General features: G+C 56.3%; 9 protein-coding genes. 3 read left to right on the top strand and 6 right to left on the bottom strand.

Annotation, left to right across the window (positions count from 1 at the left end; translation table 11 throughout):
• Positions 1–262: 262 nt before the first annotated feature.
• Together rpiB and tal are read left to right on the top strand one after the other, a co-directional pair.
• Positions 263–721 carry a ribose 5-phosphate isomerase B gene (gene rpiB, locus FND52_RS07710; protein WP_125291592.1) on the top strand — a complete coding sequence of 153 codons (459 nt, stop codon included), beginning with the start codon at positions 263–265 and terminating at the stop codon, positions 719–721.
• A gap of 45 nt (positions 722–766) precedes the next feature.
• The gene (tal, locus tag FND52_RS07705; RefSeq protein ID WP_144130320.1) at positions 767–1,747 is read left to right on the top strand and encodes a transaldolase; all 981 of its coding nucleotides are present in this window, start codon (positions 767–769) and stop codon (positions 1,745–1,747) included.
• 29 nt (positions 1,748–1,776) lie between these two features.
• Here tal and mgtE read toward each other — a convergent pair whose 3' ends face one another.
• From mgtE to FND52_RS07675, 6 genes are all read right to left on the bottom strand, one after another.
• Positions 1,777–3,210 carry a magnesium transporter gene (mgtE, locus tag FND52_RS07700; RefSeq protein WP_144130318.1) on the bottom strand — a complete coding sequence of 478 codons (1,434 nt, stop codon included), beginning with the start codon at positions 3,208–3,210 and terminating at the stop codon, positions 1,777–1,779.
• Positions 3,211–3,383: 173 nt separating this feature from the next.
• Positions 3,384–5,030 (bottom strand): multidrug ABC transporter permease/ATP-binding protein, encoded by a 1,647-nt coding sequence (locus tag FND52_RS07695; protein ID WP_125291589.1) that lies wholly within the window; start codon positions 5,028–5,030, stop codon positions 3,384–3,386.
• A gap of 83 nt (positions 5,031–5,113) precedes the next feature.
• Entirely contained in the window at positions 5,114–5,764 is a 651-nt protein-coding gene (gene alkB, locus FND52_RS07690) for a DNA oxidative demethylase AlkB (protein WP_125291588.1), read from the bottom strand.
• Positions 5,764–6,828 (bottom strand): bifunctional DNA-binding transcriptional regulator/O6-methylguanine-DNA methyltransferase Ada, encoded by a 1,065-nt coding sequence (gene ada / locus FND52_RS07685; RefSeq protein WP_144130316.1) that lies wholly within the window; start codon positions 6,826–6,828, stop codon positions 5,764–5,766. The genes alkB and ada overlap by 1 nt, the downstream gene beginning before the upstream one ends.
• A 71-nt stretch (positions 6,829–6,899) precedes the next feature.
• On the bottom strand, positions 6,900–7,925 hold the full coding sequence (gene apbE, locus FND52_RS07680; protein ID WP_144130568.1) for an FAD:protein FMN transferase ApbE: 1,026 nt from the start codon (positions 7,923–7,925) through the stop codon (positions 6,900–6,902).
• Between the two features lie 138 nt (positions 7,926–8,063).
• Positions 8,064–9,182 (bottom strand): porin OmpC, encoded by a 1,119-nt coding sequence (locus FND52_RS07675; RefSeq protein ID WP_125291585.1) that lies wholly within the window; start codon positions 9,180–9,182, stop codon positions 8,064–8,066.
• An 809-nt stretch (positions 9,183–9,991) separates the two neighbouring features.
• Between FND52_RS07675 and rcsD the strand changes: the two genes are divergently transcribed.
• Complete coding sequence (gene rcsD, locus FND52_RS07670; RefSeq protein ID WP_144130314.1) at positions 9,992–12,658, top strand: phosphotransferase RcsD; 2,667 nt, start codon at positions 9,992–9,994, stop codon at positions 12,656–12,658.
• The last annotated feature ends 9 nt before the right edge of the window (positions 12,659–12,667 follow it).

Below are 12,667 nucleotides of genomic sequence, written 5' to 3'. Positions count from 1 at the left end.
ACATTAACAGCTCATAAGATTTGTGCATATGAGCATCCAATGAAATTGTGATCGCCCTCAAAATGTCTTTTTTCAGCGTAACGCAGGCTTCATCACCCTAAAAAGAGGTAGTAAAGGGTAATTTTCACTGTTCATATGAAAATGTGTTGAACTTATGTTTATTAAAAGCTACTTTTTAGTCAGCCATAATTTGTTCACATGAATAGAAAGCGTTCAGATGAACAGTAAAACTTCCCCTGTACCCCGATGTGAGGAAACCACTATGTTAACTATTGCGATTGGTGCTGATGATGCAGCGACGGAGCTGAAGAATCTGGTGAAGTCCCATTTGCAGTCGAAAGGCATTGAAGTTGTCGACTTCAGCCATGACGTCGGCGACAACGAGTTAATCTACCCGGATATCGCCTTTAACCTGGCCAGCGCCATCGGCGACGGCACCTATCCGCGCGGTATTCTGCTGTGCGGCACCGGCATCGGGATGGCGATCGTTGCCAATAAAGTCCCCGGCGTGCGCGCCGCCCAGTGCCATGACACCTATTCCGCTGAACGCGCGCGTAAGAGCAACGATGCGCAGGTGATGACCCTTGGCGCACGCGTGATCGGCCCGGAGCTGGCAAAGAACATCGTTGACGTGTGGCTGGCGTCGGAATTCGAAGGCGGACGCTCTGCGCCGAAAGTCGACAAAATCACCTATTACGAGAATCTGGGCAAGTCTGCGTAATCTCCGGCTGCCGCTTAACCTCTGTGTTCTGAAAGGATCAAGATCATGAGTCAGTTAGATGAACTCAAACGCGTCACTACCGTGGTGGCGGACAGCGGCGACATCGAGGCCGTTCGCCGTTTTAAACCGCAGGACGCTACCACCAACCCGTCGCTGATCCTCAAGGCGGCGGCTATTCCTCACTATCAGTCGCTTATCGACGACGCGATTCAATACGCCGTCGCCCAGGGCGGCAACCGTGAAACCCAGATCATCAACGCCAGCGACAAACTGGCGGTGAATATCGGTCTGGAGCTGCTTAAGCACGTGCCGGGCCGCGTCTCTACCGAAGTGGATGCGCGCCTCTCTTTCGATCGCGGGCTGTGCGTCGCCAAAGCGCGCAAGCTGATCCGCCTGTATCAACAGCAGGGCGTCGATAAATCACGAATTCTGATTAAGCTCGCCGCCACCTGGCAGGGCATTCGCGCCGCCGAAGAGCTGGAAAATGAAGGGATCAACTGCAACCTGACGCTGCTGTTCTCTTTCGCCCAGGCCCGCGCCTGCGCCGAAGCGGGGGTGTATTTGATTTCGCCGTTCGTCGGGCGCATTTACGACTGGTATCAGCAGCATCAGCCGCAGGAAAATTATCAGGCGGAAAGCGATCCGGGCGTGGTGTCGGTGCGGGATATCTACCATTACTACAAAGCGCACCGTTACCCGACGGTGATCATGGGCGCCAGCTTCCGTAAAACCGAGCAGGTGCTGGCGTTAGCCGGATGCGATCGCCTGACCATCTCCCCGGCCCTGTTAAGCGAGCTGGAATCGCGGGAAGGCAGTGTGGACGTGAAGCTGAGCGCCGATGTGCCAGCAGAAAGCCGCCCTTCGCCGATAAGCGAGTCCGAGTTCTACTGGCAGCACCATCAGGACGCCATGGCGGTGGATAAACTGGCGGAAGGCATTCGCCTGTTCGCGGAAGATCAGGACAAACTGGAAGCTATGCTGGCCGCGAAACTGGCGCAGCAGGCGGTTCCATCGTTAGCAGAATAAGACCCAGGGCCGCCGCTGCGGCCCTTTTTTTACAACAAAAACAGCGTCGCCAGCCCGAGGAAAATAAAGAACCCGCCGGTGTCGGTGATCGCGGTGATCATCACGCTGGAGCCAATCGCCGGATCGCGCCCCAGGCGGGTCATGATCGTCGGGATCAGTACGCCCATGATCGCCGCCACCAGCAGGTTGAGCATCATCGCCAGGGTCATCACCCCACCCAGCGCCCGGTCGTCATACAGCCACCAGGTCACGCCGCCCATAATGCCGCCCCACACCAGGCCGTTTATCAGCGCCACGCCGATTTCACGCAGCATCAGGAAGTGAATATTGCCCGGCTGGATTTGCCCCAGCGCCAGGGCGCGCACAATCATGGTAATGGTCTGATTGCCGGTGTTGCCGCCGATGCCCGCCACAATCGGCATCAGCGACGCCAGCGCCACCAGCTGCGCGATGGTGTGTTCGAACCCGTCGATCACTCGCGAGGCGATAAACGCGGTGCACAGGTTAATCGCCAGCCACGCCCAGCGGTTTTTTACCGCCTTCGCCACTGGCGCGAACACGTCCTCTTCGGTGCTTAAGCCGCCCATGCGCCGCAGATCGTTATCGGTCTCTTCGTACACCACGTCGACAATCTCATCAATGGTCAGACGGCCAATCAGCCTGCCCCGCTCGTTCACCACGGCGGCGCTGACCAGGTTGTCGCGTTCGAAGATGCGCGCCGCCTCTTCGTCGTGAAATTCCGGCGTCAGGATCACCGGGTTGGCGTCCATGACGTCGCACACCACTGCCTGCTGCGGGTTGAGCAAAATAGTGGTCAGCTCCAGCTCGCCAAGCAGGGTGTTATCGCGATTGACCACAAACAGCTTGTCGGTGTTGTGCGGCATTTTGCCCAGACGGCGCAGGTAGCGCTGCACCGTTGCCAGGGTGATCTCGGGGCGCACGGTGATCACCTCGAATTCCATGATCGCGCCGACGCTGTTTTTCTCGTACATCAGCATCTGGCGCGCCCGGGCGCGTTCGCGCGCCGGGAGCGAGGCCAGCAGGCGGCCCGTCAGATTACGCGGCAGGTGTTGGGCGATATAAATCTGTTCGTCGATATCCAGATTGCTGATGGCGGCGATCAGGGCCTGGTCGCTCATCTCGTCAATGAGATCGTCCCAGACGTTATCCGAGGCCTCAAGCAGCACGTGGCCGCGCTTTTCATCGCCCACCAGCCGCCAGATGGCGTGGCGCTCTTCCGAGGGCAGCGATTCCAGGGTATCGGCGAGATCCGGTGCGGGCAGGCGCTGCACGCGCAGGGCTATATCATCAATGGCTTCGAGCACCTGCTCGGCATCATGATGCCCCGGCGCGAGTTTGCCGAGAATGCCCTGGGTGACCGCTTTGTCCGTCGCCAGCAGTTTGAGGATCTGCAGCCGGTCTTCGGCGCGCTGTTTTACGTTATAGGGGGTTACGGTAACCATAAGTCGCGCATTCCATGAAAAGAAAAATCAACAGGGCTATCCCGCCCTTCGTCTGTTTATGTTCTGTTAAGCATAGCGGGCGCTTTGTAAATTTTACTCAACGAGGCAGGCAAGCGGATAAAAAAAAACCAGCATCGGATACCCATGCTGGTTTTTTTAACGCGGAGCGCGGCTTAGCTGCCGGTTCGGGCGACCGCGTCGCGGCTGGCGCTGTCGCGCTCGTCGCCGGTCAGCTCGCTCAACTGCCCGTTGCGCATTTCCAGCAACCGGTCGGCGTGGATAAAGTAGTGATCGTCATGGCTGATGGCGAAAATGGTTTTGCCCATTTGCTGCATCAGCGGCAGCAGCACCTGATAAAAATCGCGGCGGAAGTGCGGGTCCTGGTCGGCGGCCCACTCGTCCAGCAGGATAATGTCGCGCTCTTCCGCCAGCGCCAGCAGCAGCGCCACGCGCTTTTTCTGGCCTTTGGAGAGCTTCAGGTTGAGGATCTTGCCGTTATCCAGCTCCAGTTTGGAGGACATTTGCAGACGTTGCAGCCACTGCTCGACCAGTTCAGGCCTGGCCGCCTGGCCCTGCGGGCCGAGCAGCTGGTCGAACAGCCAGACATCGGTAAACACCGCCGAGAAGTGCTTGCGGTATTCGTCCATGTTGTTGGCGCTGATGACCTGGCCATCCAGTAAAATCTCGCCGGACACCGGCTGATACAGCCCGGTGAGCAGCATCGCCAGGGTGGATTTGCCGCTGCCGTTGCCGCCGATCAGGAACAGCAGTTCACCACGATGGATCGTCAGGTTAATCGGCCCCACGGCAAAGGAATTGTCGCCGTAGCGGAATGCCACATTGCGCAGTTCCAGGGTCTGCCACGGCGCGCGCGGCTGCGGATGGGCGAATTCCGGCTGGTACGGCGCGAGATGGAATTTGTTGAGCTTATTAAACGCCACCTGGGCGGTAAGTAACGTGGGCAGTGCGCCCACCGCCGACAGCAGCGGGGTACGCAAGAACAGCAGCGTCAGGGAAAAGGTCGCCGCCACGTTGGTATCCGCCCAGCCGAGGCTGTTCGCCATCCAGAATACCAGGCCAATCGCGCCCAGCATCATAATGTTCGACCAGTTCACCGCGCTCAGGTGGAAGGTATCGGCACGCACGATGTGGTGACGATACTCTTTAGCATCCGGCTGGTAGACCTTATCGAAGATGTGCTCCGCCCGCTCGCGGTTAAGGGCCAGCTCTTTGCGCCCTTCCAGTACGGTCTGGTAGTTGTTGTACAGTTTATCTTCGGTTTCACGCAGGATCGCCAGATGGCGGTAAACCCGCGCCACCAGCACAAAGCCGCCCCAGATGGTGATAGCCACCCAAACGGTGGTGACGACCAGCATTTTCGGCGACAGCACCGCCAGATACCAGGCGCAGCCAATCGCCAGAATGATACCCTGCACCAGTTCCGGCAAACGCACAAAGGCAATGGTGATGTTGCGGATATCGCTGGTCAGCCCGGCTAATAATGACGCGCTGCCGAGCTGCTCGACCCGCTCCACCGGGGTATCAAGAATACGTTTGATAAATTCGCCGCGCAGGCGATAGACAAAATGGTGGCCGAGGGTGGTCAGCGCCAGCTGCGATGCCAGCGTCACCGCCATCAACAGCAGCAGCAGACCAAGAAACTCAGGCAATACCGCCAGGGAGATATCGACGTTTTCGATTAAGCGTTGGTTAATAAAGGCAATCAGGCCAATGCCCAGCGCGGCACTGGCAAGGCTTAACGCCATTACCGACAAAAAAGGCCAGCGATACTGACGCCAGACGACCAGCAGGAGTTCCATAAATAGCAGCAATCCACAGCAGAAAATCAATCAGGCATGCAGTGTAAACGGCTGGCGGATGACGGCAAGAATAATTCTTATTTTTATTCGTAATGCCCGGCGGCGCGGAAGGTTAAGTTGTAGCGATAGCCGCCGGTCAGGGGATGTTCGCCATCCTTCAACGGCTGAATGCCGTGGTAAAACAGGCGCGACGGGCCGCCCCACACCACCACGTCGCCGTGCTCCAGCATGATCCGCTGTAGCGGCGCGCTGCGGGTCAGGCCACCGAACTGAAATACCGCCGGCAAGCCCAGCGAAACAGACACTATCGGCGCGGCCAGGTTGGGTTCGTCTTTATCCTGATGCAGCGACAGTTTAGCCCCCGGCTGATAGCGGTTGATCAGGCAGGCGTCGGGCGCAAAGTCCGGGTAGCCCGCCGCGTGAGACGCCGCATCGCACAGGCGTTGAAAGCTTTCCGGCATGGCGGGCCACGGGTTACCGGTTTGCGGATCAACAGGCGCATACAGATAGCCGCGCCGGTCGGTAGTCCAGCCCAGCGCGCCGCAGTTGGTCATCGCCACCGACATGGTGTAGCCGCCGGGCGTCACCATATGGCGAAACGGCGAGCGGGCGGCGACGTCGTGGATCGCGGCCATCAGCTGCGGGCTGTGCAGGCGGGCGAAGCGGCGCAATATCACCGCGCCGGGTGCCAGCGGCTCCTGCCAGGGTTCATCGTCAGCAAACAGATCGAGCATCAGGTCTCCTTTTTGGCTTCATGTTGCAGCAGCGCGGCTTTGCGCGCCACGCCCCAGCGGTAGCCGGAAAGCTGCCCGTCCCGGCGGATCACCCGGTGGCAGGGCACGATAATCGCCAGCCGGTTGGCCCCGCAGGCGCTGGCCACGGCGCGCACCGCGTTGGGTTTACCCACTTTCGCCGCCAGCGCCTGGTAACTGATAGTCTCCCCGGACGGAATAGCCCGCAGCGCTTCCCAGACCTGCTGCTGGAACAGGGTTCCCTGAAAATCTAACGGCAGATCGAGGCGGGTATCCGGCGCGCGTATGCAGGCCACCACCTTTTCAAGGATATCGCTAAAATCGTCCTGTGCCAGACGGCGTTCAGCCAGCGGAAACAGTCCGGCCAGCTGGGCTTCAAGTTCTGCGTCGTCATCCCCTAACAGCAACGCGCAGATCCCGCGTGGGCTTTGCGCCACCAGGCAGCGGCCAACGTGGCAATCCACCATGGCATAGCGCAGGCTGAGCTGTTTACCGCCGCTGCGGTACTGTTTGGCCGTCATGCCCAGTGCGGCGTCGGCGTCGCGATAAAAGCTGCTGCCCGAGCCGAATCCCGCCTGATACAGCGCAGGCGTGACTGCTTCACCGTGGGTTAAGGCGTCGCGCAGCCGCTGATTGCGCCGGGCGGTTTGCCAGGCTTTGGGCGTCATCCCGGTGACCGATTTGAACAGGCGATGGAAATGATACGGGCTGATGGCCATTTCCTGTGCCAGAGCGTCGAGCGTGAGGGTGTGTTCGCTGGCGTCCAGCACTGCGCAGGCTTTGCGGATACGCTCGACGCGCTGCTGATGCAGCGGCGCTTTATCCGGCTGGCAGCGCTTGCAGGGCCGAAAGCCCGCCGCCTGGGCAGCGTCGGCGCTCTGATAAAAGCGGACATTCTGGCGCAGAGGATGGCGCGCCCGGCACGACGGGCGGCAGAAAATGCCGGTGGTGATAACCCCGAACACAAACTGCTCATCGGCATTCGCATCGCGGGTTTCCACCGCCTGCCAGCGTGCGTCTTCGGTGTGATAGATAGACTGTTTCATGGCTCGCTCCTCTTTAAAGGTAGCCCCACTTTGCCAGCGGGGCTGCGCCAAAAAACTCAGTTTCTTGCTTTTTAATTTTTCTGCGACAGCAGGAAGGTTTCAAACTGCGGCGACATCCAGGTAGAAAAGCCCTTCGGCTCTTTGACGATCAGATACACCGCCAGCTTTTGCTCCAGCGCCAGCGCTTTGGCTTTTTCTGGCCCCAGCACCATCAGCCCGGTGTCCCAGCCGTCGGCTTCCAGCGCCGTGGGGGCGATCACCGTGGCAGAGACCAGCGTATGCTGGATTGGATGCCCGGTAACCGGGTCGATCACGTGCGACAGGCGCTTGCCGTCCAGCTCATAGTAGTTGCGATAGCTCCCGGCGGTGCTGATGCCATGGCCGTTAATATCCACCACCGCGGCAACGGCGTTTTCCCGGTCCGTCGGCTGCTGGATAGCCACCCGCCATGAGCGGCCTTCAGGATTGGTGCCCCGGCTGACCAGCGCGCCGCCTACGGAGACTAAATAGCGGCTGATGCCCTCCTGCTCCATCAGGCGCGCCAGATGATCGGCAGCGTAGCCTTCGCCTACGGTGGAGAGATCGACAAACAGATCGGGGATCTCTTTTTGCAGATACTGCGCGCCTGCCGACTGGATCACCTTCAGATGCTCAAGCCCGACGCGGTTCTTCGCCTGCTCAATATCGGCGTCAGACGGCGTTTTCACCGGCTGTTTGTCCGGGCCAAAACCCCATAAATTCACCAGCGGACCCACGGTGATGTCCATCGCGCCCTGGGTTTTATGGCCGATACGCAGCGCCAGCGTCACGATATCGCTCATGGCCTCGCTCACCGGCCAGGGATCGGTGCTGGCGGAATGGTTGAACTGCATCAGCGCCGAATCGTTTTTCCAGGTAGAAAGCAGCCGATCGTCGCCATCCAGCTGGGCCTGAATCTTTTCGCGCAGCGCCGCTTCGCGCGACGGTTCAACGCCCGCGAGGCTCACCCGCCAGAACGTTCCCATGGTTTTGCCTTCCAGCACCACGGCCCGCTGGGCAGGTTCAGCCGATTGCTGCGAATTATCGCATCCTGAAAGCAGCAGAACGGCGGCCACCATTCCGATGCAAAATCCTGATAAACGTCTCATTGCTACCCCTCTGTTGAGGCCCGCAGGGTACAACAAAAATCGAACATTGTCGGGAAGCGGGATAAAAAAAGGGAGCCCGCAGGCTCCCTTGATACAAATAGTGCGAAATCAGAACTGGTAAACCAGGCCCAGCGCAACGATATCATCGGTAGCGATACGCGCGTCACGGGTGAACTGGTTTTCGTCCAGCAGGTTGATTTTGTAGTCAACGTAGGTGGACATGTTTTTGTTGAAGTAGTAAGTCGCGCCTACATCAACATATTTCAGCAGATCCTGGTCGCCGTAGTTGTTCACGCCGTTGGAAATGTCTTTACCTTTAGACTGCAGGTAAGCCACGGACGGACGCAGGCCGAAGTCGAACTGGTACTGAGCAACCACTTCGAAGTTCTGCGCTTTGTCAGCAAAACCGTAGGCAGCCGCGCTGGAGTCACCGCCGAAACGGGTCGCGTTGTAAGTCTGGGTGTACTGTGCAGCCAGGTACAGGTTGTTGGCGTCATATTTCAGGCCGCCAGAGTAGGTTTCTGCGTGGTCGCCGTTACCGTAGATGCCAGCCAGGTTGTTCTGGTCAGCAGTACGTTTGGAAGAGGACATCGCACCACCGATACCGAAGCCAGCGCCCAGATCGTAGGTCACAGATGCGCCGTACGCGTCGCCGTTCTGTTTCAGCACGCCACGACCGCCGAAGTCTTCACCGCTAACGCTGCCGTTTTTACCCTGGTATTGCAGAGCAAAGTTCAGGCCGTCAACCAGACCGAAGAAGTCGGTGTTACGGTAGGTAGCAACGCCGTTAGCACGGGATTGCAGGAAGTTATCAGAACCGTAAGTGTCGCCACCAAATTCCGGCAGCACGTCAGTCCAGGAAGTAACGTCATAAACTACGCCGTAGTTACGACCGTAGTCGAAAGAACCGGCATCGCCCACTTTCAGGCCCGCGAACGCCAGACGAGTCCAGGCGTCGTTTTCGCTTTCAGTGGTGTTGCCCTGAACCTGGTATTCCCACTGGCCGTAACCGGTGATCTGGTCGTTAACCTGGGTTTCGCCTTTGAAGCCGAGACGAATGTAAGTCTGATCGCCGTCAGAACCATCGTCATCAGAGAAATAGTGCAGACCGTCTACTTTACCGTACAGGTCTAATTTGTTGCCGTCTTTGTTATAAACTTCAGCCGCATTTGCAGTACCCGCGATCAACAGCGCCGGTACCAATAAGGACAGGACTTTAACTTTCATGTTATTAACCCTCTGTTATATGCCTTTATATATGCCTTTTCTTATTACCACTGCTTACTGATTAATCCTCTAATCAGTCGGCGACCCCATTGTCCAAAACAAATACAGATTAATCCAATGCGAATATGATACTAAAACTTTTAAGGTGTTTCATTTTGCATTATAGGTGTAACAATATGTAAAAATCAGGGAACTTTTTTTAGCACGAATAGCTAAAAATAATCGCACTGAAAATCAAAAAATACCAATAAACCAATAATAACAATAACTTAAATAAAAAGAATTTTTACCGCACTGAATGATAAAACCTTTTCTCTCTTCATCACTAAAATAGATATCGCTATCATCATTAACTTTATTTATTACCGTCATTCGATCCCGAATGTCAGTTTTACCCCTATTTCAACCGGATGCTTGCATCCGGTTTTTTTTACGCTTCTTTACGTTAGTTGAATAAATTTGTGCTACGCGGCTTTTCACCCGCACCTTGCCATTCGGCACAAGAATAAAGCAACATAATTAAATTTGCCGCTTCGCTTTGATTATTTGTGCTATTACCGCTTCGCTTCACTTCTTTTTTTCAGTATTAATTCCAGTAGGTTATTTTTTTAATTGGCCGCAGAGTTTGTTCACTGCTGGTCCGCTCATCGCACCTGCTTTCGCTTGTCTGGTCTGGAAAATCACGCTGTTCGCTTTATACTGCGGTGTCGGTATCTCTGCACGCCAGCAGTCTGGTACTGCGAACGCGTCATGGAATCGACGCTCTATGTTTTTTTATTGCGCCTTTAGCCAGCGGACAACACACGATAATGAGTCAGTCAGACACAATGATTCCCAACAAGTTTTCTTTGATGCCGGGCAGCATCACGCGCTTTTTTCTTCTGCTTATCGTGGTCCTGCTGGTCACTATGGGGGTGATTACTCAGAGTGCCGTCAATACCTGGCTTAAAGATAAAAGCTACCAGATCGTGGATATCACCCATGCGCTGCACAAGCGTATTGATACCTACCGCTACGCCACCTGGCAGATTTATGACAATATCGCCCCTTCTACCTCGCCTGCAAACGAAGGGTTGCAGGAGACTCGCCTGCGTCAGGACGTTTACTACCTTGAGAAACCGCGCCGGAAAACCGAAGCGCTAATTTTCGGCTCTCATGACAGCTCAACGCTGGAGATGTCCCAGCGGATTTCCAGTTATCTGGATACCTTATGGGGTGCCGAAAACGTCCCCTGGTCGATGTACTATCTCAACGGCCAGGATAACAGCATGATCCTGGTATCGACGCTGCCACTGAAAGATCTCTCAACCGGCTTTAAAGAAGGGTCGATCAGCAATGTCGTTGATTCACGCCGCGCGGAGATGCTGCAACAGGCCAACGCGCTGGACGAGCGTGAAAGTTTCTCCGCCCTGCGCCGCCTCGCCTGGCAAAACGGCCACTACTTTACCCTGCGCACCACCTTTAACCAGCCAGGCCATCTGGCGACGGTAGTAGCGTTTGATTTACCGATTAACGATCTGATCCCGCCGGGCATGGCGCTGGACAGCTTCCGTCTCGACCAGGACAACACCCAAAGCGTCCAGACCGGCAATGACCGGGAAGATCCGGACAGCGTCACCATTAACTTCAACAGCTCGCGTATCGAGATCACCTCGCCGCTCAACTCCACCCATCTGAAGCTGGTTTGGGAAGTGCCGTTCGGTACGCTGCTGATGGAAACGCTGCAAAATATCTTATTACCGCTGCTGCTGAATATTGGCCTGCTGGCGCTGGCGCTGTTTGGCTATACCACGTTCCGCAACCAGCCGACGCGCCAGGTAGAAAACAGCGCGCCTAACTCCTGGCAGGGAGAGATGAAAAAGCTGCGCGCGCTGAATGAAGAGATTGTCTCGCTGCTGCCGCTTGGCCTGCTGGTACACGATCTCGATTCCAACCGCACGCTGATCAGCAACGGCATCGCCGATCATCTGCTGCCGCATTTAAACCTGCAAAACATTACCGCGATGGCCGATCAGCACCAGGGGGTGATTCAGGCGACCATCAATAATGAGCTGTATGAAATTCGCCAGTTCCGTAGCCAGGTGGTTCCGCGTACTCAGATCTTCGTGATCCGCGAGCAGGACCGGGAAATTCTGGTGAATAAGAAGTTGAAACAGGCGCAGCGCCTGTATGAAAAAAACCAGCAGGGCCGCGCGGCCTTTATGCAGCATATTGGCGAAGCCCTGAAAACGCCGGTGTTGAAGCTGGCGGAGCAGGCCGGTATGGCCACCAGCGCCGACAACCGCTCGCTGCTCAATCAGGCTGATGAAATTGTGCGGCTGGTGGATGAAATCCAGCTGCTTAACCTGCTGGAAACCGAAAGCTGGAAGACCATGCCGAGCGAGTTTTCCATCCAGGAAGTCATTGATGAAGTCGTGCCGCAGGTCCTGCCTGCCGCCAAGCGCAAGGGGCTGCAACTGCTGGTCAAAAATCAGCTGGCCGCCAATGAGAGCCGCTACGGCGACCGAGCCGCGCTGAAAAAAATCCTGTTGATGCTGTTGCAGTACGCGGTGACGACCACCGATATCGGCAAGATCACGCTGGAAGTCAGCCAGGAAGAGTCGGCGAGCGAACGCCTGACTCTGCGCATTCTGAATACCGGACAGGGGCTGACCGCACAGGAAATCGACAATCTGCATTTCCCGTTCCTCAACGACACGTCTGCCGATCGCTTCGGTAAAGCCAATGGGCTAACCTTTTATCTGTGTAACCAACTGGCGAAACAGCTGGGCGGTTATCTGAATATTAAATCGCGCAACGAGCTTGGCACGCGTTACTCGCTGCATCTCAATATGGCGGTGGAATCGAAGGAAGAAGAAGACGAGGAGCGTTTACTGGATGATGTCGTCGCGATGGTGGATGTGACATCAAATGAAGTGCGCGCGGTAGTGGTCCGTCTGCTGGAAAGCTGGGGAGCGAGCTGCATTACTCCCGACGAACGGCTGATAAGTCAAGAGTTTGATATTTTCTTAACAGATAATCCGTCAAATCTTACAGCAACCGGCCTGCTTTTAAGCGATGATGAGGACCGCGTACAACAGTTAGCGCCGGGTAAACTGCGTGTTAATTTTAATATCAGCGCAGCTTTGCAGGAAGCAGTGCTACAACTAATAGAAGAGCAACTGGCGCAGGAAGCCAGTCCGGAATCTCCTCTGGGCGGCGATGAAAACGCGCAACTTCACGCCAGCGGCTATTATTCTCTGTTTGTCGACACAGTACCGGACGATGTGAAGAGATTGTATACTGAGGCAGCGACAAGCGATTTTGCTGCGCTGGCTCAGACGGCGCACCGCCTGAAAGGGGTGTTCGCCATGCTCAATCTTGTCCCCGGCAAGCAGTTATGTGAAACGCTGGAGCATAATATTCGCGAGATGGATGCTCCAGGTATTGAAAAAGATATCAGTGACATTGACGCCTACGTCAATCGCTTGCTGTAGCAAGGTAGC

Origin of the sequence: Atlantibacter subterraneus, from assembly GCF_007570865.1 — a bacterium.
In the GTDB taxonomy this organism is placed as follows: Bacteria; Pseudomonadota; Gammaproteobacteria; order Enterobacterales; family Enterobacteriaceae; genus Atlantibacter; species Atlantibacter subterraneus.
This window is presented reverse-complemented; position numbering and strand designations above follow the sequence as displayed.

Excerpts from the sequence above, each read along its gene's own strand:
- apbE (WP_144130568.1), bottom strand. The coding sequence starts at position 7,925 with ATGGTGGCCGCCGTTCTGCTGCTTTCAGGATGCGATAATTCGCAGCAA.
- alkB (WP_125291588.1), bottom strand. The coding sequence starts at position 5,764 with ATGCTCGATCTGTTTGCTGACGATGAACCCTGGCAGGAGCCGCTGGCA.
- rcsD (WP_144130314.1), top strand. The coding sequence starts at position 9,992 with ATGAGTCAGTCAGACACAATGATTCCCAACAAGTTTTCTTTGATGCCG.
- tal (WP_144130320.1), top strand. The coding sequence starts at position 767 with ATGAGTCAGTTAGATGAACTCAAACGCGTCACTACCGTGGTGGCGGAC.
- rpiB (WP_125291592.1), top strand. The coding sequence starts at position 263 with ATGTTAACTATTGCGATTGGTGCTGATGATGCAGCGACGGAGCTGAAG.
- FND52_RS07675 (WP_125291585.1), bottom strand. The coding sequence starts at position 9,182 with ATGAAAGTTAAAGTCCTGTCCTTATTGGTACCGGCGCTGTTGATCGCG.
- FND52_RS07695 (WP_125291589.1), bottom strand. The coding sequence starts at position 5,030 with ATGGAACTCCTGCTGGTCGTCTGGCGTCAGTATCGCTGGCCTTTTTTG.
- ada (WP_144130316.1), bottom strand. The coding sequence starts at position 6,828 with ATGAAACAGTCTATCTATCACACCGAAGACGCACGCTGGCAGGCGGTG.
- mgtE (WP_144130318.1), bottom strand. The coding sequence starts at position 3,210 with ATGGTTACCGTAACCCCCTATAACGTAAAACAGCGCGCCGAAGACCGG.